The following is a 20,494-nucleotide window of genomic DNA, read 5'->3' on the forward strand; positions in this document are numbered from 1 at the left end:
CGGCGGCGATCCTGCACGATGGGATCTTGTGATGTCTTCTCCCAGGGATGTGCCCGAGACCGGCGACCTGCTGGTCACGGTGCGGCGTCACGAGCGGGCCGCCGTGGTGACCGTCGCGGGCGAGATCGACCTCGTCACCGCGCCCGAGCTCGACGAGATCGTGACCGGCGTGGTCGACGAGAGTCCCGAGGTGCTCGTGGTCGACCTGCGCAAGGTCACCTTCCTCAGCTCGGCCGGGCTCCAGGTGCTGGCCGCGGCGCACCAGCGGCTGGGGGAGCGAAGGCTGCGCGTGGTCTCGACGTCGCACGTCACGACGCGGCCGCTCACCAGCACCGGGCTCGACACGTGGATCGGCCTGTTCACCACCGTCGACGAGGCGCTCGCTTCGGGAACGGAGGCGTGATCGTGGCCCTGCCCGAAGACAACCTCCCCCAGGACATCCAGCCGGGCGGGACCCCGCTGAGCTGTCGCGACGTCGTGGCCGAGCCGGGTGCCCTGCGCGCGCTGCGCCACCGGCTCACGGCGTGGGTGCGCGCGGCGGGCGTGCCCGAGGACCGGGCGCAGGACATCGTGCTCGCCAGTTACGAAGCGCTGGCCAACGTCGCAGACCACGCGTACGGCGGCGACGGGCGGGGTCTGCTCGACCTCGAAGCCGTGGTGCGGCCCGACCGCGTCGAGATCGTGATCACCGATCACGGGCACTGGCGCGCGCCGGTCGACGACCCGAACCCCGTGTCGTTGCGCGGCCGGGGGCTTCTGCTGCTGCGGGCGAGCGCCGACCACGCCGACATCGTGCCCGGCGTGGACGGCACCGTGGTCACCCTCGGCTGGAACCTGATCCCCGCCCGGTCGCACTGACGGGCTCGGCCACGCTCAGGGGTTGACGGGCTGCGGTTCCGCGGACTGCCCGGCCGCTCGGCGGCGCAGGAGGAACCGTTGCACCTTGCCGCTGGGGTTGCGGGGCAGCTCGGTCACGAACTCCACCCGTCGCGGGTACTTGTACGGCGCCGCAACGGATTTCGCGAAGTCCTGCAGTTGTTTGACCATCGCGGCGTCGCTGTCCGCGCCTTCGCGCAGCACCACGTACGCCGCGACGATCGACCCGCGCGCCTCGTCCGGCGCGGCGACCACCGCGCACTCCAGCACGTCGGGGTGCGCCATGAGGACTTCCTCGACCTCGGGGCCGGCGATGTTGTAACCCGAGGACACGATCATGTCGTCGCTGCGGGCGCGGTAGTGGAAGTAGCCGTCGGCGTCGCGCACATACGTGTCGCCGGTGAGGTTCCAGCCGTCTTCGACGAACACGGTCTGGCGGTCGTCGGCCAGGTAGCGGCAGCCCGTGGGGCCCTGCACGGCGAGCCGGCCGGGCGTGCCGTCGGGCACCGGGCGGCCCTCGTCGTCGACGATCCGCGCGCGGAACCCCGGCACGGCGCGCCCGGTGGAACCCGGGCGGGTTTCCTCGTCGGCGGCGGAGATGAACACGTGCAGCATCTCCGTGCTGCCGATGCCGTCGATGAGCCAGCGGCCGGTGGCCTCGTGGAAGTCGACGGCGACGCTCTCGGGCAGCGCCTCGCCCGCCGAGACCGCGCGGCGCAGCGCCGACAGCGCGGCTCTTCGGTCGGAGGCGAGGATCGCGCGGTAGGCCGTGGGGGCGGTGAACAGCACCGTGACGCCATGGGCCGCCGCGAGGTCGGCCAGCTCCGGCGGCGTAGCGCGCTCGACCAGCAGCGTGGCCGCGCCCGCGTGCAGCGGGAACACGAGCAGTCCGCCGAGGCCGAACGTGAAGGCGAGCGGCGGCGTGCCCGTGAACAGGTCGGTGGGCTCGGGCTTCACGACGTGGCGCGAGAACGTGTCCGCGATGGCGATGAGGTCGCGGTGGAAGTGCATGGTGGCCTTGGGTCGCCCGGTGGTGCCGGAGGTGAAGGCCAGGATCGCCACGTCGTCGGCGGCCGTCTCGACGTCGGCGAACGTCTCGGGCTGCGTCGCGCACCGGGCCGAGAGGTCGTCGGGGGAGTCGCCGCCGAAGGCGAGCAGCGGCAGGGCGAACGGCAGCAGGTCCTCGGTGTAGCGGTGGTCGGCGAGAGCGAGCGTGGGGGAGGACGCGTCGACGATCTTCGTCAGCTCATGCGTGCGCAGCATCGGCATGGTGGTCACGGCGACCGCGCCGGCCTTGAGCACGCCGAGCCAGCACGCGGCGAGCCACGGCGTGTTCGGGCCGCGCAGCAGCACGCGGTTGCCCGGCACCACACCGAGGCTCACCAGCGTGCCCGCGATCTGGTTGGCGCGGACGAGCAGTTCGCCATAGGTCCAGGTGCTCGTCGGCGAGAGCACCGCGGGCCGGTCGGGGCCCCATTGCTCGACGGCTCCGTCGAGCAGGCGGGTTGCGGCGTTGAGCCGATCGGGGTAGTGCAGTTCGGGAAGCTCGAAGAGCAGGTGCGGCCACTGGTCGAAGGGAGGCAAGTTGTCCCGGCAGAACGTATCCGAGTGGGCACTGGGCGTGAGCTGCACGGCTGACCTCATTTCCCGTGGCGGCCGTCAAGAGAACGCCACTGTAATACAATTTACGATCGTCAGGAAGGCGCTAGAGCGGCCGAAGGGGGCCGAGTCATGGCTGCGGTCGTGAAACCCGAGGTCGACACCCGCGATCCGGACGAGGCGCGGTCGCGGCTCAGCGACGTCTACTGCCCGCACCGGCTCGACCTCGTCGGCGGCGCGCGCGGGTTCGTCTGCCGGCAGAGCTCGCGCGGGTTCGCCAAGGTGCGGCTGTTCGACCTCGTGTACGGCGGGCCCGAGGTGCGCGTGGACCCGGTGCCGTTCGACGACTTCGTGCTCGTCACGCGTCCGCTCAAGGGCCGCTTCGCCGTCCGCTCGACCACCGACGGTCTGATCGGCGCCGGGCCGGGCGCGCTCGTGATGGACGCGTACGGCTCGTACCAGCTGCGGTGGTACGACAGCGCCGAGGTGCTCAACACCGTGCTGGACCGCGACGGGCTCGAACGGATCGCCGCCGAGCTGCGCGGGTGGGACGAACCGCGGCCGGTGCGCTTCGTGCTCGGCGCGCCCGCGTCGGCCGCCGCCGCCCGCCGGTGGGACACCGCGACCCGGCTGCTGCTGGAGGAAACGCGGACGGCGGACGGGATGGCGGGCAGCCCGCTGCTCGCCGCCCAGCTCTTCCGGCTCGCGGCGACCGCGTTGCTGGAGGCGTATCCGAGCACGTTCGGCGAAGCGGAGGCCGAGCCGACGGGCCAGGTGTCACCCGCGGCCGTGCGGCGGGCCGAGGCATTCATCGAACTGAACGCCGCGGAGGACATCGGGCTGCTCGAGATCGCGGCCGCGGCGCGGCTGAGCGTGCGTGGGCTGCAGGCCGCGTTCAGCCGGGCGGGGCGGCCTTCGCCGGTGGCGTACCTGCGGGAGACACGGCTGCGCCGGGCGCACGCGGAGCTGCGTGAGCGGTCGCCGGAAGAGACGACGGTGGCATCCGTCGCGGCGCGGTGGGGCTTCGGCAACGCCGGGCGGTTCAGCGCCGAGCACCGGCGTCTCTACGGCTGCGGCCCGTCGGACACCTTGCGCGGCAACGGATAGCCGCGTCCCCCGTTGTGGAAAGCCGGTTCGCGCACGGCGGGGGCCGGGGAACGCACGCCGCGTTGACTCACCGTCGCGGTGCCGAATACTCCGCAGGAGATGTAAGCCACGTCACTGTCGGAGGAGGACACCTGTGACTGTCGAACAGCTCGAACCGGCGCTCGCTTCCCACTACGAACCACTGATCAACGGTGAGTTCCGCTCGCTCTCCACCGAGACCTTCCCGGCGGTGGACGCCGCGACCGGCGCGCAGCTCGCGACGATCACCCGCGGCGGCGCGGCCGACGTCGACGCCGCCGTGGCCGCCGCCCGCGCGGCGTTCCCGAAGTGGGCCGCCACTCGCCCCGAGGAGCGGTCGCTGCTGCTGCACCGCCTCGCCGACTGGATCGAGGCCAACGCCGAGCGCCTGGCCGCCATCGACACGATGGACATCGGCCGCACGATCTTCGAAACGCCGCTGGACCACCGGATCGCGGTGGGGCAGTACCGGTTCTTCGCCTCGGCCGCCGTCACGCACGACGGCTGGAACCACCCCGTCGCCGGCGGCTGGGCCATCGCCAAGCGCGAACCGATCGGCGTCGTCGGGCAGATCATCCCGTGGAACGTGCCCGCGATCATGACCGCGTTCAAGCTCGCCCCGGCGCTCGCGGCCGGGAACACGGTGGTGCTCAAGCCGGACGAGAACGCGTCACTGTCCACATTGGAACTGTGCACGAAGCTCGCCGAACTTTTCCCACCCGGCGTGGTGAACGTCGTGCCGGGCTTCGGCGACGAGGCCGGCGCCGCGCTCACGGCACACCCGGACGTGGACAAGCTCGCCTTCACCGGCTCCGCGGAGGTCGGGCGGCTCGTCGCGCACGCCGGCGCCGAGCGGCTCGTGCCGGTGTCGCTGGAGCTGGGCGGCAAGAGCCCGAACATCGTGTTCCCCGACATCGAGGACCTCGACCGCGTCATCGACAACGCGACGTTCGCCGCCACCTACTGCAACGGCCAGTCGTGCCTCGCCGGTACCCGCCTGTTCGTGCACGACGACCTGTACGACGACTTCCTGGGCAAGCTTTCCGCGAGCTTCCAGGGCGTGCGCGTCGGCTCCCCGCTCGACCCCGCCACGCGCCTCGGCTGTCTCGTGTCGGGAAAGCAGGGCCGGCGCGTGCTGGACTACATCGACTCCGGCCGCTCCGACTCGTCCCTGGTCACCGGCGGCGGCCGCACGACGGTGGCCGGCAGCGAGCACGGCTGGTTCATCGAGCCGACCGTGTTCGAGACCGAGAACTCCAGCCGCATCGCGCAGGAGGAGATCTTCGGCCCGGTGCTGTCGGTCATCCGCTGGAAGGACTACGACGCGCTGATCGACCAGGCCAACGACGTCGAGTACGGCCTCGCCGCCGGCATCTACACCACCAACCTGAAGAACGCGATGCGCACGGCCGACCGCCTCCACGCCGGCTCCGTGTGGGTCAACCAGTACTTCAACCTCGTCGACGGCTCGCCCTTCGGCGGCTACAAGGGCAGCGGCCTCGGCCGGGAGTACTGCAAGGAAACGCTGGACATGTACACGCAGCTGAAGTCGATCGTGCTGGCGGAGGAACTGCCGCCGCCCCTGTTCGGCTGAGGTTCCGGCTCCGCCGCGGACGACGGACTGTCACACGCCGTCGCCCGCGGCCGTCGGGTCTGCGATTTCCGGCGCACCGTAATAGCCGGGCGGCAGTTTCCGCCGCCACTGCGCGATCCCGGCTGCACGACGACGGTGGTGCAGAGCGCTCCTGCGGTGAGCAGGCCGACCCAGCTCCACGCGTACGTCCGTGCGCCGGCCGCGGCAACGAACATGGACAGTGCCAGCAGAGCCCCGCCCGCGACGGTCGTGACCGCTGTCGCGGTGTACCAGGCGTCGATCACGCCGATCGGCCGGGCGGCTCCGGTGATGCGGTGCGGCACGAGCAGGTCGAGGGAACGCTCACGGCGCCGCCGGGCGCGCCACTGGCTGATCTGGAGCGCGGCGAACAGCAGGAAGAGGGTGGTGGCCTCGGTCATCTCGACGCCTCGCACGCCCGGCAGGCACTGCAGGCTCTGGTATCCCACGGCACCGATGATCGCGAGCGCGGCGTAGACCGGGAACGTGCGCAGCCACGCCGAGGGCGAAGTGCGGGCGGCGATCCGGATGCTCAGCAGCCGGGTCGGCAGGGACACGGCGATCCCGTGCCGCGCCAGCCACATCCGGGCGAGGTCGATCTCTCGCCATGACGGCCCGGCCGGTGGTCTTCGCCGGTGCGCCGAGGATTCCTTCATGGCCTCACTCCCCCCTGAAATCGGCCATCGGAACCGGAATCGTGACACGGCGTGCGAAACCGGGTCAACGAGCCGGTCGAGCCGACGTCAGGGGGAGTGCGGCGGGGGTTCAGTTCCGCGCGTCGAGGTACTGCGGGTCCGGCGGCGGGATCGGGGTGTCGGGGACACCCGCCAGCAGCGTGCTCATCGCGTGGAAGTACGGCGGGGCCGCCACCGTGCCACCGAACGCGCCGTGGCCGCAGTTGCCGAGGTGCACCGGGGTGCCGGGGCAGATCTCCTCCGGGTGCGGGCCGTCGGCGAAGACCATGGACGACACGGCGAAGTTGTCCACCCCGCCGACGAACGCGACCGATTCCGACAGCTGCGTGGTCCCCGTCTTGCCGATGTCCGGGCGCGTCCAGCCGGCCGAGTGCGCGGCGGCGGCCGAGGTGCCCACCGTGGTGTCCTGCGAAAGCCCGGCCTCCAATGTGTTGGCGACGCCCGTCGGGATCACCTGCTCGCACCCCTGCTGCTTCACGGGCACAGCCTGGCCGTTGCGGTCGGTCACCGACAGGATCGGGTTGGGCGGGCACCACGTGCCGCCGCTCATCAGCGTCGCCGAGACGTTCGCCATCTCCAGCGGGCTCACCGGGCTGTTGCCGAGGGTGAACGAGAGCAGGTTCTGGAAGTACTGCGACTGCGGCTCGTCGTACTGCGGGTTCTTCGACCGCGAGTCCGACGGGTCGGTGATCGGCGGGTTGCCCGCGTCGTTGGTGGCGAGGGTGTTGCGCAGCCCCAGCTTGCGGGCCATGTCCAGCACGGCGGGCATGCCGACCTGCGACTCGAGCCCCACGAACGCGACGTTCGGCGACGTCGCCAGGCCGCTGGCGAGCGAGATCGGGTCGGGGTAGCTGGTGCCGTCGTTGCTCACCGAGTAACACGGCGTGTACTTGTTCGCGTTCGGCGGCGTGAAGCAGTTGCTGAACGGGTTGGGCAGCGGCGTGTTCAGCCCCGCCTTGCCCGCCACCATCGCGGCGGCCGAGGTGAAGATCTTGAACGACGAACCGGCGCCGAACTTGTTGCTCGCGTCGGCCACGATGTTCGTGGACGTCTCGCCCTGGGCCGGATCGGTGCCGTAGTTGCGGTTGGCGACCATCGCGAGCACCTGGTGCCCGCTCGCGCCCGGCTGCACCACGGCGAACGTGTTGGCCACGCCGTCCTGCGTCGTCGGCACGTTGGCGTCCACCGCGTCCTTCACGACCTGGCTCACGTGCGGGTCCATCGTGGTCTTGATGACGTAGCCGCCGGTGTCGAGCTGGTCGACGGTGAACCCGGCCTGCTTGAGGTAATTCACCGCGTACGCGCAGAAGAACCCGGCGTCGGGTGCCGCGCCCAGGCACGTGCTCGACGGCGCGGCCGGGCGCGTGCCGACCACGCCGAGCGGTGTCGCTTTCGCGGCGGCGGCGAAGGAAGCGGGGATGGACTTGGCCGTGACCATGGAATCGATGACGGTGTTGCGCCGCTTGAGCGCGTTGTCCGGATGCGTGTACGGATTGTAGACGCTCGGGTTGTTCACCATGCCCGCCAGCAGCGCGGCCTGCGGCACGGTCAGTTTGTCCGCTGTGGTCCCGAAATACGCTTCCGAGGCCGCGCCGATGCCGTAGACGGTGCCGGTGTACTCCACCACGTTCAGGTAGTCGGCGAGCACGTCGTTCTTGGACACGGTCTGGCTGATCTGCACGGCCATCTTGGCCTCGCGCAGCTTGCGGGCCAACGAGTCTTCGCGGTCCTTGTCCTGTGCCGTCTTGTCGTTGCGATCGACGACGTTGATGAGGTAGTTCTTCACGTACTGCTGCGTGATCGTCGACGCGCCCTGCAGGTCTCCACCCGAGCTGTCGTTCACCGCCGCCCGCAGCATGCCCTGCGGGTCCACACCGCCTTCGGTGTAGAAGCGGCGGTCCTCGATGTCGACGATCGCGGCCTTCATCGCCGGCGAGATCTGCGCCGCGGTGACCGGAATGCGGTACTGCGCGTACAAAGTCGCGATCGTACTGCCGTTCCGGTCCGTCACCGTCGTCACGAGTGGCGGGTCCGCGTGCTCCAGGTCCGCGGAGATCGCGTCGACGGAGTCACTGACCTGATTGGACAAAACACCCGCGCCGATGGCGACCGGTGCCATCGTGCCCGCGACGAGAACGCCTGCGAGCACGCACAATCCGAGGAACGGGGCTACCCCCTTGCCTTTTCCCACGGTCCCCAACCTACGACCGAGCTCGTGTGAATACGGTGGGTAAAGCAGAACTTGTCATCGAGCCAACCTCCCGAGCAGAGCCGATGCGACGCCGATTGCCAGGGCGGTCGCACCCACTAGGACGCCGAAGTCCAGGCCGAGGTTGGCCGGAGTGCCGATGAGAAGTCCGCGAAGGGCGTCGACCTGGTAGCTCAGCGGGTTGAGGTGGCTGAGCACCTTCAGCCAGCCGGGCATCAGCTCCACTGGGTAGAGGGCGTTGGACCCGAAGAACAACGGCATGGTGATGGCCTGCCCGATCCCCATCAGCCGCTCGCGGGAGAGCACGATGCCGGCGATCACGATGGAGAAGCAGCAGAAGAACGCCGAACCGAGGATCACGATCACGACCATGCCCAGCAGCCGCAGCGGGTTCGCGGTGAGGCCCACGCCGAGAATGGCCGAGAGCACGAGCACCATCAGTGCCTGCACGAGCGCGCGCAGCCCGGCCGCGAACGCCTTGCCCGCCACGAGCGCGGCCCGCGGCGTCGGCGTGACGAGCAGCTTCGCGAGCACGCCCGCGTCGCGTTCCCAGATGATCTGGATGCCGTAGAAGATGGAGATGAACAACGCCGACTGCGCGAGGATGCCGGGCGCGAGGTAGTCGAGGTACGGGATCGAGCCGGTCGGGATCGCGTGGATCCGCGTGAACGTCTCGCCGAAGATCAGCAGCCACAGCGCGGGCTGGATCGCGCGGGTGATCAGCTCGGACTGGTCGCGGCGCAGCTTCTGCAGCTCCACCAGGCACATCGCGCCGATGCGGGAGAGCAGGATGCGCAGTTGTTCCAGCGGTCCCGGGTCAGCCGAGACGGCGGGCGGTGCGGCGAGTGGCGCGGACATTGCGCATCCCTCCTGTTTCGCTCTGCAGCGCGTCGCCGGTCATCGACCGGAACACGTCGTCCAAAGTGGAGTCCGGGCCGAGCTCCGCCTCGAGCTCGGCGGGGGTGCCGAGCGCGCGGACGCGGCCGGCGTGCATCAGGGCGACGCGGTCGCAGTACTGCTCGGCCTCGTCCATGTAGTGGGTCGTGACGAGCACGGTCATGCCGGTGCGCGCGCGGATCTCGGTGATGCGGTCCCACACCGCCGAGCGCGCCACCGGGTCGAGGCCCACGGTCGGCTCGTCGAGCACGAGCAGCCGGGGTGAGCTCACCAGCGCCTGCGCCAGCTCGAGCCGGCGGATCATGCCGCCGGAGTAGCCGCCCGCGGGCCGTTCGGCTTCATTCAGCAGGCCCACCAGGTCGAGTGCGCGATGGACCTCGTCGGCGCGGCGGGAGCGGGGGACGTCGAACAGCCGCGCGAACAGCGACACGTTCTCGCGTCCGGTGAGCGCGCCGTCGGCCGAGAGCTGCTGGGGCACGTACCCGATCAGGCGGCGCACGGCCATGCGGCGGCGCGTGACGTCGACGCCGAACACGGTGATGGCGCCCGCGTCGAGCGGCAGCAGAGTGGTGATCATGCGGATGGTGGTGGTCTTGCCGGCGCCGTTCGGGCCGAGCAGGCCGAAGATCTCGCCCGGCACGATCTCCAGGTCGACGCCGTCGACGGCCTTCGTGGTGCCGAACGAGTGGAACAGGCCGGTGCACCTGACGGCGGGTTCGGGCCCGGCTTCGCGATCGGTTTCCGGGGCGCTCATGCCTCCTCCTTCAGGGCGTCCATCAGCTTCTCCAGCGCGGGCAGGGCCGCGGTGATCGACACGGTGTCCTCTTCGGACAGCTGTGTGAGCGCGGCCGAGACCAGCCCGGTCCGGGCCTTGCGCCAGGTCGCCATGCGCTCGCGCGCGGCCTCGGTCACCTCCAGCTGCGCGGCGCGCCGGTCGGCCGGGTCCACGTCGCGGCGCAGCATCCCGGCTTCGACGAGGAGGTTCACGAGCGTGCTCACGGAGTTGCCGGCGAGGCTCAGCTCGCGCGCCGCGGCGGCGACGCCGATGCCGGGCAGCCGGTCGACCACTCGCAGCAGCTCGACCTGCGCGCCGGGCAGGGGAGGGCCGGGCACTTCGGCGCGCACCCGTCGCCGCACGACGCGGCGGATGCCCTGCACGGCGGACATCAGCCGCTCGGCGAGGTCGGGAGGTGGGGTCATGCCTTCGACGTTAGCTCTGAGTCAGAGTTATTATCAACGCCAAATGTCTCATCGGTCTTATTGTTCACGTTTTGGGCGCTTTGGTCTTCTTGCCGATTTCAGGCGAGCCGGCTGAGCACCATCGAGACGCCGAGCGCGGTCATCGTCACGGCGATCAGCCCGTCGAGGATCCGCCACGCGGCCGGCCACGCGAACACCCCTGCGAGCCGGCGCGCGCCCAGGCCCAGCGCGCTGAACCAGACGGCGCTCGCCAGCGCCGCGCCGACGCCGAAGACCCAGCGACCACCGCCCTGGCCGGCCGCCACCGAGCCGAGCAGGAGCACGGTGTCGAGGTAGACGTGGGGGTTGAGCCAGGTCAGCGCGAGGCCGGTGAGCACCGTGCGCTGCGGGGAAACGGGCTCGAGTGCGCTTGTCGTCAGCGTGCCGGGCTTCATCGCGCGCCGCGCCGCGAGGAACCCGTACGTCACCAGGAACGCCCCACCGACGACCCCGATCGCCGTGATCGCCGCCGGCCAGCGCTGCAACACGGCGCCGATCCCGCTCACCCCCACGGCGATCAGCACGACGTCCGACAGCGCGCACACCACGATCAGTCGTTTGACCGCCCCACCGCGCAACCCTTGCTGCAGCACGAACGTGTTCTGCGCCCCGATGGCGACGATGAGCGAAAGACCGGTACCGAAGCCGGCGGCGAGTGCGGGAACCACGCCTTCGACCGTAAGGCGAGATCTTCAGGTTAGGCCAGCTAAAGATTCTTACGTAACATTAGATGCCGTGATCTCAGATCTCCCTCTCGACCAGGTCCGGACGCTCCTCGCTGTGGTCGACGAGCAGTCCTTCGACCGCGCGGCCGCCGTGCTGCACGTGACGCCGTCGGCCGTCAGCCAGCGCGTGAAGGCGCTCGAACAACGCCTGGGCCGCGTGCTCATCCTGCGGACGAAACCCGTGCGGCTCACCGGCTCGGGCCAGGTCGTCGTACGGTTCGCCCGCCAGCTCACGCGCCTGGAGGAGGACACCCGCGCGGAACTCGGCCTGGTGGGCGTCGTGGGCCCGGTGACCCTCCCCATCGCCGTCAACGCCGACTCCCTGGCCACCTGGTTCCTCCCCGCGCTGGCCGCCGTGCCCGGCGTGTCCTTCGACCTCCGCAGCGACGACCAGGACCACACCGCCACCCTCCTGCGTGAGGGCCTCGTGATGGCCGCCGTCACGTCCGCGCCCCACCCGGTGCAGGGCTGCACTTCAACGCGCCTGGGCCTCATGCGCTACCGCGCCATGGCCTCCCCGGCTTTCGTCGCACGCTGGCTCGCGGACCGCCCCCTGGCTTCCGCGCTGGCCGAGGCGCCCGCCGTGCTCTTCGACCGCAAGGACGACCTCCAGGACCGCTTCCTGCGCACCCTCACCCGCCGTTCGCTGCCGCGCGGCGCCCGCCACTACGTGCCTTCGTCGCAGTCCTTCGCGGACGCCGTCACCGCCGGCCTGGGCTGGGGGATGGTGCCGGAACTCCAGACGCGGGGGTCCTCTTCGGCGAACGCTTTGGTGGATCTGGCGCCCGACCGGCCGGCGGATGTGCCGCTGTACTGGCAACAGTGGAAGCTGGACTCACCCGCGCTGGCTGCTTTGGCGGAGGCGGTCACGGCCACGGCGGCTACCGCTCTGCGGACGTGACTGTCCTGAATAGACACCCTTGCCCCAGATTCACGATCCCGACGTGAAGTGGTTGGATCACAGGGTGGAGAGCAATGCGGAGAGGACGAAATCACCCGAGCGGCTCGTGTTCTTCAGCGACGCCGTGGTGGCCATCGCGTTGACGTTGCTCGTGCTGCCGCTCACCGATCTGGTGCCCGAGATGGCGGCGGAGCACAAGGACGCCGTCGATGCCGTGCTGGAGCACTGGAACCAGATCTTCAGCTTTGTGCTGAGTTTCGTGGTGATCGCGCGGATGTGGTGGGGCCACCACCGCATCTTCGAGGAAGTCCGCGCCTACAGCGGGGCGCTCGCGCTCACGAACTTCTGCTGGCTCTTCACCATCGCGGTACTGCCGTTTCCGACGGAGCTCACCGGCCAGTTCGGCACGGACCGCTTCACCACGTTGTTCTACATCGGCACGATCCTCGTCAGCAGCGCATGCCAGACGGTGCTCGTGCTGATCGTCCGGCGGGATCCGAACGTCGCCACCCGCGAGGGGGCCGTGTCGGATCGGTGGCTGGCCAACAACGTGCTGTCCGTCGCGGCGCTGGCGATCGCGTTCGTGATCGGCGCGATCCGGCCGGCACTGGGCTACTACGCCTTGCTGCTGCTCACCATCCCGCCGATCATCGCCCGCCGGTACAGCGGGCGCGACGACGACTAGAACTCAAGCCTGCGGCAGCGGCCAAAGGTCGTCGTTGAGCATCCGCTTGAGGATCTTGCCCGTGGCGTTGCGCGGGAGCTCCGGCACGAAGTACACATCGCGCGGCACGGCGAAGCGCGCCAGCTTCTGGTGGATGTAGTGTCGCACGTCCTCGGCGTGCATACGCGCGCCGCGGCGGAGCACGACGTACGCCGCGAGGCGCTGGCCGAACTCCTCGTCCGGCACGCCCACCACGGCCGCCTCGTAGACGCCGGGCAACGCGACCAGCGCCTCCTCCACCGGGCGCGGGAACACGTTCTCGCCGCCGGACACGATCATCTCGTCGGCGCGGCCGGTGACGAACAGCCGGCCGGCCGCGTCCTGGTAGCCGACGTCGCCGGTGGCCATCAGGTCCTTCGAGCGCGGCACGCTGGAGCCATTGGTGTAGCCGTCGAAGAGCATGTCGTTGCCGACGAAGATCTGGCCCTCGTCGCCGGGCGGCACGGGGCGGCGCTCGTCGTCGAGGATGGCGATGCGGGTGCCGGGCGGGCAGCGGCCGGCGGTGGTCGGCGCGGCGCGCAGGTCGACCGGGTCGGCGATGCTGGCCCAGGAAACCTCGGTGGAGCCGTAGAAGTTGTAGAGGATGTCGCCGTAGGTGTCCATGAACGACGTGACGAACGAGCCCGACATCGCCGAACCGCTGCTGGCCACGATCCGCAGTGACGACAGATCGTAGCGGCCGCGCACGCGCTCGGGCAGCTCGTGGATGCGCTGCAACATGATCGGCACGGCGAACAGCGCGTCGCAGCGGTGCTCGGCGATCATCCGCAGCGTCTGCTCCGCGTCGAACCGGCGGATCAGCGACAGCTCCGCCCGCACCGACATCCCGACCTGCAACGCGGCCAGGCCCCAGCTGTGGAACAGCGGTGCCGCGACGGCGATCTTGTCCCGTGCCCGCAAGGGAATCCGCGCGAGAATGCTCGCCGCGGTGCTCAGGCCCTTCGGAGTCGGCCGGCGCGCGCCCTTCGGGGTGCCGGTGGTGCCGGAGGTGAGTACCACGATCTGGCCCGGCCGCTTGGCCGGCTTCGGCCGCGCGGTGGAGGCGTCGTGGATGAGCTCGTCGACGGTGCGGTAGCCCTGCTCGGCGTCGTCCCACGTGCTGACGCGGGGAAAGTCGCCCTGCACTCCTGCGATCGTCTGCGCGAACTCGTCGTCGGCCAGCACCGCGGCGGGCTGGTGCTCGGTGAGCACGTCTTCCACCGCGGAGGGCGACAGGCCGGTGTTAAGCAGCACCACGTCCACGCCGAGCTTGCTGCAGCCGACGAACGCCTCGACCATCGCCGCGTGGTTGCGGCACATCAGCGCCACGCGCTGGCCCGGGCGCACGTCCAGCTTCGCCAGGGAGTTGGCCAGCTGGTTGCTGCGCTCGTCGATGTCGCGGAAGGAGCGGCTGTTGCGTTCGTCGTGCACGGCGATGTCGTCGGCGCCGCGCGCGGTCGCCGCGAGGTAGCCGCCGGCGATCGTGGCGCCCCACTGCGAAAGCGAGTTGAGCTGCTTCGCGACCTTGTCCGGTCGGCCCGCCACGAGCACGCCCGCGCGCACCAGCGTGTTGGCCGTGCGCAGCGTCGTCGCGCGGTCGTACTCCGGCGGCTCGGCGGCTTCGCCGGACAGCTGCAGCTCGATCCGCCGCGTCAGTTCCTTCAGCATGCCCTTGACCGCCGAGCGGGAGAGCAGGTCGTGGTGCTCGGGCGGCAGCGACGGGAGCATCAGGCGCAGCACGATCTCCGTCGCCCCGCCCGCGAGCGCGCGCAGCTCGAACGAGACCCAGTTGCGCTCGTCGGGCAGCCCGCACCACACCACGTGTTCGCCGGGCCGGTACACCACCGCGTGGATGGTGCCTTCCACCAACGTTTCCCGGTCGGGAGCCAGCCTGATCAGGCAGCGCGGGCCACGCCCGCGCAGCGGGGCCTCGGTCACCTCGCACCAGCTGATCGCCGGCAGGAATCTCGGATAGAGCTCGGGAGAGCCGACGATCTGCCACACCGCGTCGGGCGGGTGCCCGACGGTCGAGCTCGCCTCGACCACATCGTCTCGCATTGCGATCCGCCTCACCGCCGCGCGCGTTGCGCTCCCCGGTGGGTACCGGACGCGCGTTCAGGTGCGGGCACGCTACCAGCAATCGGCTCAGCTCCGGTACTCCGAATGACCAGGAATCCGGCGGGACGGGAATTTTCAGACGAGCGCGGCGGGTGCGGCAGGAACCGACGAGAGCGCCGAGCCGAGCTCGTGCCCGACGGCGAGCCGGACCTCGTCACGCAGGCTGGCCAGCTTCGCGACGTCGAGGCCGGTGGCGATGCCTTCGCGGTGAAGCAGGTGCACGAGGTCGTCGGTGGCGATGTTGCCCGAGGCCCCGGGCGCGAAGGGGCAGCCGCCGATCCCGCCGAGCGACGAGTCGAAGCGGCGGATGCCGAGCCGCAGGCCCTCCCACGCGTTGGCGGCGGCGAAGCCGTAGGTGTCGTGCAGGTGCAGGCCGAGCGGCAGGTCGGGCACCGCGTCGCGCACGGCTTCGATCCCGCGGCGCAGCAGGCTCGGGTTCGCCGCGCCGATGGTGTCGGCGAGGTGCAGCACGCCGGCGCCGAGCTTGGCCAGGCGCGCCGCGGTTGCGGCGGTGCGCGCGGGGTCGGTGTCGCCGTCGAACGGGCAGACGAAGGCGGTCGCGATGGTCGCCTCGATGGCGACGTCCGCGGCGGTGAGGATCTCGGCGCAGCTCTCGAGCCGGGCCAGCGCGCCTTCGGTGGGCACGCCGGCGTTGGCCGAGCTGTGGCCGTCGCTCGCGGAGACCACGAGCCGCACGGAGCGGGCGCCGGCCTCTACGGCCTGCTGGGCGCCGCGCTCGGTGAAGACCAGCGTGTGGAGGGTGGCGGGGCTCGTCGCGGGGTCCAGCGTGCGCAGGAGTTCGTCGGTGTCGGCCATCTGCGGCACGCGGCGCTTCGAGACGAAAGAGCCGACCTCGAGTGCGCGGAATCCGGCGTCGATGAGGCCGCGGGCGAGGCGGAGCTTGTCGGGGGTGGGCACGGTGCGGGCTTCGTCCTGCAGGCCGTCGCGCAGCACGACCTCGGTGATGAGGACCTCGTCCATGGTGGGTCTCCTTTGTTCTCTGTCTGTGCGAAAGGGTCAGATCACGCCGCCGGCGCGCAGGCGCGCGCGGGCCTCGTCGTCGAAGCCAAGCTCGGCCAGCACGTCTTCGGTGTGCTCGCCGAGCTCCGGCCCGAGCGTCCGCACGCTGCCCGGGTGCTCGCCGAGCGCGGGGACGACGCCGGGGAAGGTGACCTCGACGTCGTTGTCGTCGATGCGCACGGTCCGGCGCTGGTGCATGCCGCGGGCCTCGAAGTGCGGGTCCTTGGTGATGTCCTCGGCGGTGAGGATGGGGCCGCAGGGCACGTCGGCGGCACGCAGCGTCGTCTCGGCGGCTTCCTGCGAACGGCCCTGCGCCCAGTCGCCGATGACCTGGTCGAGGCGGGCGGAGTTGGCGACGCGGCCGGCGTTGTCGGCCAGCGCCGGGTCGTCGGCGAGATCGGGGCGGCCGATGGCGTGGGCGAGGCGGCTGAAGATGGCGTCGCCGTTGCCGCTCACGACGATGTACTTGCCGTCGCCGCAGCGGTAGGTGTTCGACGGCGCGATGCCGGGCAGCGCCGAGCCGGCGGGCTCGCGGACCACGCCGAACGCGTCGAAGTCCGGGACGAGCGATTCCATCAGCGAGTAGACGGCCTCGTACAGCGCGACGTCGACGGTCTCGCCCCCGCCACCCTCGCGTTCGCGGCGCAGCAGGCCCATCAGCGCGCCGATCACGGCGTACAGACCGGCGACGGAATCGGCGAGGCTCACGCCGACGCGCGTCGGCGGGCGGTCGGGATAGCCGGTGAGCGCGCGCAGGCCGCCGACGGCTTCGGCGACGCCGCCGAAGCCCGGCCGGTCGCGGTACGGGCCGGTCTGGCCGTAGCCGGATACGCGCACGAGGACGAGGCCGGGGTTGAGCTGCTTGAGTTCGTCCGGGCCCAGGCCCCAGCGTTCGAGCGTGCCAGGGCGGAAGTTCTCGAGGACGACGTCGGCCTTCGCGATGAGCTTGCGCGCGACGTCCTGGCCCTCCGGCGAGCGCAGGTCGAGCGTGACGGAACGCTTGTTCCGGCCCAGCGTGCGGAAGAGCAGGGAGGTGTCACCCGCGTGCAGGCGCCAGCGGCGCAGCTCGTCGCCGCTGCCCGGGCGCTCGACCTTCACGACGTCGGCGCCGAAGTCGGCCAGCAGTCTGCCGGCGGTGGGCGCGGCGACGAAGTTGCCCAGTTCGACCACCCGCACCCCGGTGAGAGGGCCTCGATTGCTCATGATCACGCTCCAACCACATAGTGAGTTGCAAACCTAGAATACGGGTGCGCGTGTCGGCGTCAAGACGATCGAGGCTGACTACACTCGGCGAAACAGTCGGGTGGGTCACAGAAGCGGGGCGGCGATGGCGGAAGAGCGGGGCGGCACCGCGCCGGTGCTGGTGCTGCGGAAGTTCAAGCAGATCCTCGAGTCGTTCACGATCGAGGAGCCCGAGCTGACCCTGCAGCAGATCACCCGCGCCACCGGCCTGCCGGCGAGCACCTGCCAGCGGCTGGTGCACAACCTCGTGCGCGAAGGCTTCCTCGACCGGTACGACGACACCTACCGCGTCGGGCTCGGCCTCGTGCGCTGGGCCGCGCCGGGCACCTTCGGGCTGGATCTGGTGCGGCTCGTGCGTCCCGTGCTGCACAAACTGCGCGACGACTCGGGCGAGACGGCCTGCCTGTACGTGCGCGACGGCGCCTTCCGCACGGTGGTGTCGCTGGCCGAGTCGCGCCACCCCGTGATCCGGCTGTTCGTGGTCGGCATGGTGATGCCGCTGCACGCCGGCTCGGCCGGGAAGGTCTTCCTGGCGTGGGACCGGCTGGCGCTGCGTGACGCCGTCGGCCATGGCCTGGCGCGCTTCACCGAGCACACGATCGTCGACATCGACCTGCTCAACCAGCAGCTCGCCCAGGTCCGCGCCGACGGCTACGCCAGCAGCTTCGAGGAACGCGACCTCGGCGCGGCCTCGCTGAGCGCACCGGTGTTCGGCCTGACGGGCGAGCTGAGCGCCGTGATCGGCATCGGCGCGCCGACGCAGCGCATGACGTCGGCCGACGTGCCACGCCTGGCGCCGCTGGTACTCGAGGCGGCGGCCGCGGCGTCGGAACGGCTGGGATACCGCGCGGGAATGGCCCGCGACGTCATCGGCTGACTTCGGCCGCTGCGGCGGTTGTCTTCGGCGGATTTGTCGGGGTCGGCTGTGCTGATGGAGCGGCTGTTGCGGCCTGGGAGGAGCGCGGGGTGCTCGGCGGGGACGAGCCGCGACGTCATGAGGCTGAGTTTCCGGCCGCCGCGGCAGCTGTTGACTTCAGAGGAAGTGTCGCGGTTGGTGGAGTGCGGGCCGCGGCGTTGGGCCGGCGTGGGTACAGCGCGCAGGGGATGACCTGCGACCTCGCCGGCTGGGGCTTCGGGCGCAGGGGATGACCTCGTCTTCGGCACATGTCTCGCGGCGGCGGCACTGGTCGATCGGTTGTTGCGGGGTGGGCGGGCGCGGATACCCGGGGGGAATGGCCCGCAACGTCATCGGCTGGCGCTACCGCTGCCTGATTCGTGAAGGTCGCCTTCACGAACTCTGATCCCCTCGAGTGCGCTACCCCGGGGTGAGTTTGCGCTGGTCGGCGGGCGAGGGAGTGGCCTCGCTGTCCGTTGTGGCTGGTTCGCCGGATTCGTCGCGGAGTGAAGATTTCTTGTCATGCGATGCGGCCGCGCGGATCGCCACCCTTCGTGCTGGTGAGCGGCCTGCCGGGGGCGGATCCGTCCCGATCGGTGGACCCCTCAGGCTGATCCACAACGCTCCGCGACTCTTGACGTCCGCGCGCCTACCGCCACATCATGGGGGAACGAATCACATAGTGGATCCTGGCTCACGCTTGATCCGCGCGGCCATGAACTGTCAAAGGAGACGACGGATGGCGAACCCCCTCGACACGGCGGAGCCGGGGACGGCCGCGGTCGCGGCGCGGCTCGACCGGCTGCCGGTCACCCGCACCCACCGGCGCGCGACCGTCGCCGTCGGGCTCGGTCTGTTCTTCGAGTTCTACGAGGTGTTCCTGACCGGGACGATCAGCGCGGTGCTGGTCAGCGAGTTCAAGCTCAGCAAGGCGGCGCTTCCGCCGCTGTTGGCCTCGACGTTCCTCGGCATGTGCTTCGGCGCGCTGCTGCTCGGCCGCCTGGCCGACCGCTTCGGCCGGCGCGGCGCGTTCCTGCTCAACCTGGCGCTGTACTCGTTCTTCTCGCTGCTCGGCGCGTTCAGCGGTAACGCGATCATGCTGCTGATCACCCGGTTCTTCGCCGGCGTAGGCCTCGGCGCCGAACCGCCGCTGGCCGACACCTACCTCACCGATCTGCTGCCCGCCCGCAAGCGCGGCAAACTGATCGCGTGGGCGTACACGCTCGCGTTCTGCGGCGTGCCGGTCGTCGGCTTCCTGGCGAAGGGGCTCACGGAGGGGTCGTTCCTGGGCATCGCCGGCTGGCGCTGGCTGTTCGTGATCGGCGCGCTCGGCGCCGGCGTCGTGTTCCTGCTGCGCCGCGGCCTGCCGGAGTCGCCGCGCTGGCTGCACTCGGTGGGGCGCACGCAGGAGGCGGAGACCGTGATCCGGGGTCTCGAGGCCGAGGCGGGTCAGACCCCGGCCGCGGAGCCCGCACCCGCGCCGGTCGAGAAGCCGGTGCGCAAGGCCGCGCCGATCTGTGACCTGTTCGGGCCGACGTACCGCCGTCGCACGATCATGATGACGGTCTTCCACGTGTTGCAGACCATCGGCTACTACGGCTTCGGCACGATGGTCCCGCTCGTGCTCGCCGCGAAGGGCTACCCGGTTTCGCAGTCGCTGCTGTTCACCGCGCTGACGTTCCTGGGCTACCCGGTGGGCTCGGCGTTGTCGCTGCCGCTCGTGGAACGCTTGGAACGCAAGCACTTGGTCATCGGTTCGGTGCTCGCGATGGCGGTGTTCGGCCTCGCGTTCGGGCTCGCGAACTCCATCGCCCTCGCCATCGTGTTCGGCTTCGTCTACACGGCGATCAGCAACGTGTTCTCGAACTCCTACCACATCTACCAGGCCGAGATCTTCCCGACGGCGCTGCGCTCCACGGCGTCGAGCGGCACGTACTCGATCTCGCGGCTGGCGAGTGGCCTGATGCCGTTCGTGCTGGTCCCGCTGCTCGACAGCTCGGGCGCGACCACGCTGTTCGTAGTGATCGGCGCGGCGCTCGTGCTGGTGGCGCTGGACATCGCGATCCTCGGCCCGCGCACCACGGGCCGCTCGGTGGAGAACGTGGCCGGGGAAGCCTGACCGCTCCGGACATAATGGGCCTCGTGGAAGATCTGGTCGAGGAGTACGGCCCGCGGTGGGAATCCGGGCCGTACGAACGGGGAACTGACGGACCGCGCGTGATCCTGGTCGGCACGGACACATCGCCGACGGGGTTGCGCGCGGCTTCGTACGCGGCGGGCCTGGCCCGGCGCCAGCGGGCGCGGCTGGTGGTCGTGTACGTCGCGGCGCCGTCGATGTGGGCCGGGCTGGCCGCGGCCGCCGTGGTCGACGTCGAGCAGCAGACGTTCACCGAGGAGATCGCGGAGCTGCGGTCCGGGCTGCACGACCGCGCGGACGAGCTCGGGGTGCCGGTGACGTTCGTGGTGCGCCGCGGCGAGGCCTATCCAGAGCTGAAGGACGCCGCGCTCGAGGTGAGTGCCGACATGGTCGTGGTCGGGGCGTCGGAGCAGGGCGGGCACCGGCTCGTCGGCTCGGTGGGCAACCGGCTGGTGCGCGCGGGGATCTGGCCCGTGGTCGTGGTGCCGTGACCAGCGGACG

General features: G+C 70.7%; 19 protein-coding genes. 9 read left to right on the plus strand and 10 right to left on the minus strand.

The genetic code is table 11. The features are described 5' to 3' along the window. Positions 1-31 precede the first annotated feature (31 nt). Together AB0383_RS44565 and AB0383_RS44570 are read left to right on the plus strand one after the other, a co-directional pair. The gene (locus tag AB0383_RS44565; RefSeq protein WP_366190438.1) at positions 32-403 is read left to right on the plus strand and encodes an STAS domain-containing protein; all 372 of its coding nucleotides are present in this window, start codon (positions 32-34) and stop codon (positions 401-403) included. A gap of 2 nt (positions 404-405) precedes the next feature. Continuing rightward, complete coding sequence (locus AB0383_RS44570; protein WP_366190439.1) at positions 406-858, plus strand: ATP-binding protein; 453 nt, start codon at positions 406-408, stop codon at positions 856-858. A 15-nt stretch (positions 859-873) separates the two neighbouring features. On the opposite strand, the gene AB0383_RS44575 is transcribed toward AB0383_RS44570, so the two are convergent. Further along, positions 874-2,508 (minus strand): AMP-binding protein, encoded by a 1,635-nt coding sequence (locus tag AB0383_RS44575; protein WP_364185379.1) that lies wholly within the window; start codon positions 2,506-2,508, stop codon positions 874-876. A 99-nt stretch (positions 2,509-2,607) separates the two neighbouring features. Between AB0383_RS44575 and AB0383_RS44580 the strand changes: the two genes are divergently transcribed. Together AB0383_RS44580 and AB0383_RS44585 are read left to right on the plus strand one after the other, a co-directional pair. Next, a complete protein-coding gene (locus AB0383_RS44580) occupies positions 2,608-3,582 on the plus strand; it encodes an AraC family transcriptional regulator (RefSeq protein WP_366190440.1) in 975 nt (324 codons plus the stop codon). 133 nt (positions 3,583-3,715) lie between these two features. Then, complete coding sequence (locus AB0383_RS44585) at positions 3,716-5,194, plus strand: aldehyde dehydrogenase family protein (RefSeq protein ID WP_364185383.1); 1,479 nt, start codon at positions 3,716-3,718, stop codon at positions 5,192-5,194. Here the strand turns inward: AB0383_RS44585 and AB0383_RS44590 are convergent. From AB0383_RS44590 to AB0383_RS44615, 6 genes are all read right to left on the minus strand, one after another. Further along, positions 5,083-5,868 carry a hypothetical protein gene (locus AB0383_RS44590; RefSeq protein WP_366190441.1) on the minus strand — a complete coding sequence of 262 codons (786 nt, stop codon included), beginning with the start codon at positions 5,866-5,868 and terminating at the stop codon, positions 5,083-5,085. The genes AB0383_RS44585 and AB0383_RS44590 overlap by 112 nt on opposite strands. Positions 5,869-5,977: 109 nt before the next feature. Further along, a complete protein-coding gene (locus tag AB0383_RS44595; protein WP_366190480.1) occupies positions 5,978-8,026 on the minus strand; it encodes a transglycosylase domain-containing protein in 2,049 nt (682 codons plus the stop codon). A gap of 126 nt (positions 8,027-8,152) precedes the next feature. Next, entirely contained in the window at positions 8,153-8,974 is an 822-nt protein-coding gene (locus AB0383_RS44600) for an ABC transporter permease (RefSeq protein ID WP_364185386.1), read from the minus strand. Further along, positions 8,934-9,767, minus strand: coding sequence for an ATP-binding cassette domain-containing protein (locus AB0383_RS44605; protein ID WP_364185388.1), 834 nt, complete (start codon positions 9,765-9,767; stop codon positions 8,934-8,936). The genes AB0383_RS44600 and AB0383_RS44605 overlap by 41 nt, the downstream gene beginning before the upstream one ends. After that, positions 9,764-10,213: a MarR family winged helix-turn-helix transcriptional regulator gene (locus AB0383_RS44610; RefSeq protein ID WP_364185389.1), complete on the minus strand. Its 450-nt coding sequence runs from the start codon at positions 10,211-10,213 to the stop codon at positions 9,764-9,766. The genes AB0383_RS44605 and AB0383_RS44610 overlap by 4 nt, the downstream gene beginning before the upstream one ends. A 98-nt stretch (positions 10,214-10,311) precedes the next feature. Beyond that, complete coding sequence (locus AB0383_RS44615; protein ID WP_366190442.1) at positions 10,312-10,920, minus strand: LysE family transporter; 609 nt, start codon at positions 10,918-10,920, stop codon at positions 10,312-10,314. Positions 10,921-10,987: 67 nt separating this feature from the next. Between AB0383_RS44615 and AB0383_RS44620 the strand changes: the two genes are divergently transcribed. Both AB0383_RS44620 and AB0383_RS44625 read left to right on the plus strand, forming a co-directional pair. Then, the gene (locus tag AB0383_RS44620; RefSeq protein ID WP_366190443.1) at positions 10,988-11,878 is read left to right on the plus strand and encodes a LysR family transcriptional regulator ArgP; all 891 of its coding nucleotides are present in this window, start codon (positions 10,988-10,990) and stop codon (positions 11,876-11,878) included. A gap of 43 nt (positions 11,879-11,921) precedes the next feature. Then, positions 11,922-12,563 carry a TMEM175 family protein gene (locus AB0383_RS44625; RefSeq protein WP_366190444.1) on the plus strand — a complete coding sequence of 214 codons (642 nt, stop codon included), beginning with the start codon at positions 11,922-11,924 and terminating at the stop codon, positions 12,561-12,563. 3 nt (positions 12,564-12,566) lie between these two features. Here AB0383_RS44625 and AB0383_RS44630 read toward each other — a convergent pair whose 3' ends face one another. The 3 genes from AB0383_RS44630 to AB0383_RS44640 all read right to left on the minus strand — a co-directional run bounded on the left by AB0383_RS44630 (position 12,567) and on the right by AB0383_RS44640 (position 16,922). Continuing rightward, complete coding sequence (locus tag AB0383_RS44630) at positions 12,567-14,639, minus strand: AMP-binding protein (protein WP_366190445.1); 2,073 nt, start codon at positions 14,637-14,639, stop codon at positions 12,567-12,569. Positions 14,640-14,774: 135 nt separating this feature from the next. Beyond that, on the minus strand, positions 14,775-15,680 hold the full coding sequence (locus tag AB0383_RS44635) for a hydroxymethylglutaryl-CoA lyase (protein WP_364185398.1): 906 nt from the start codon (positions 15,678-15,680) through the stop codon (positions 14,775-14,777). A 36-nt stretch (positions 15,681-15,716) separates the two neighbouring features. Beyond that, on the minus strand, positions 15,717-16,922 hold the full coding sequence (locus AB0383_RS44640) for a CaiB/BaiF CoA-transferase family protein (protein ID WP_366190446.1): 1,206 nt from the start codon (positions 16,920-16,922) through the stop codon (positions 15,717-15,719). A gap of 124 nt (positions 16,923-17,046) precedes the next feature. On the opposite strand from AB0383_RS44640, the gene AB0383_RS44645 reads away from it, so the two are divergent. From AB0383_RS44645 to AB0383_RS44655, 3 genes are all read left to right on the plus strand, one after another. Next, positions 17,047-17,838 carry an IclR family transcriptional regulator gene (locus AB0383_RS44645; protein ID WP_364185399.1) on the plus strand — a complete coding sequence of 264 codons (792 nt, stop codon included), beginning with the start codon at positions 17,047-17,049 and terminating at the stop codon, positions 17,836-17,838. A 757-nt stretch (positions 17,839-18,595) separates the two neighbouring features. After that, positions 18,596-19,975, plus strand: coding sequence for an MFS transporter (locus tag AB0383_RS44650; protein WP_366190447.1), 1,380 nt, complete (start codon positions 18,596-18,598; stop codon positions 19,973-19,975). A gap of 14 nt (positions 19,976-19,989) precedes the next feature. After that, entirely contained in the window at positions 19,990-20,484 is a 495-nt protein-coding gene (locus tag AB0383_RS44655) for a universal stress protein (RefSeq protein ID WP_366190448.1), read from the plus strand. The last annotated feature ends 10 nt before the right edge of the window (positions 20,485-20,494 follow it).

It is taken from the genome of Amycolatopsis sp. NPDC051373, assembly GCF_040689465.1.
In the GTDB taxonomy this organism is placed as follows: Bacteria; Actinomycetota; Actinomycetes; order Mycobacteriales; family Pseudonocardiaceae; genus Amycolatopsis.

Bases quoted from the DNA above. Each gene is read 5' to 3' on its own strand.
- AB0383_RS44635 (WP_364185398.1), bottom strand. From the start codon at position 15,680: ATGGACGAGGTCCTCATCACCGAGGTCGTGCTGCGCGACGGCCTGCAG.
- AB0383_RS44655 (WP_366190448.1), top strand. From the start codon at position 19,990: ATGGGCCTCGTGGAAGATCTGGTCGAGGAGTACGGCCCGCGGTGGGAA.
- AB0383_RS44640 (WP_366190446.1), bottom strand. From the start codon at position 16,922: ATGAGCAATCGAGGCCCTCTCACCGGGGTGCGGGTGGTCGAACTGGGC.
- AB0383_RS44595 (WP_366190480.1), bottom strand. From the start codon at position 8,026: ATGGCACCGGTCGCCATCGGCGCGGGTGTTTTGTCCAATCAGGTCAGT.
- AB0383_RS44650 (WP_366190447.1), top strand. From the start codon at position 18,596: ATGGCGAACCCCCTCGACACGGCGGAGCCGGGGACGGCCGCGGTCGCG.
- AB0383_RS44565 (WP_366190438.1), top strand. From the start codon at position 32: ATGTCTTCTCCCAGGGATGTGCCCGAGACCGGCGACCTGCTGGTCACG.
- AB0383_RS44645 (WP_364185399.1), top strand. From the start codon at position 17,047: ATGGCGGAAGAGCGGGGCGGCACCGCGCCGGTGCTGGTGCTGCGGAAG.
- AB0383_RS44590 (WP_366190441.1), bottom strand. From the start codon at position 5,868: ATGAAGGAATCCTCGGCGCACCGGCGAAGACCACCGGCCGGGCCGTCA.
- AB0383_RS44630 (WP_366190445.1), bottom strand. From the start codon at position 14,639: ATGCGAGACGATGTGGTCGAGGCGAGCTCGACCGTCGGGCACCCGCCC.
- AB0383_RS44610 (WP_364185389.1), bottom strand. From the start codon at position 10,213: ATGACCCCACCTCCCGACCTCGCCGAGCGGCTGATGTCCGCCGTGCAG.
- AB0383_RS44605 (WP_364185388.1), bottom strand. From the start codon at position 9,767: ATGAGCGCCCCGGAAACCGATCGCGAAGCCGGGCCCGAACCCGCCGTC.
- AB0383_RS44580 (WP_366190440.1), top strand. From the start codon at position 2,608: ATGGCTGCGGTCGTGAAACCCGAGGTCGACACCCGCGATCCGGACGAG.
- AB0383_RS44600 (WP_364185386.1), bottom strand. From the start codon at position 8,974: ATGTCCGCGCCACTCGCCGCACCGCCCGCCGTCTCGGCTGACCCGGGA.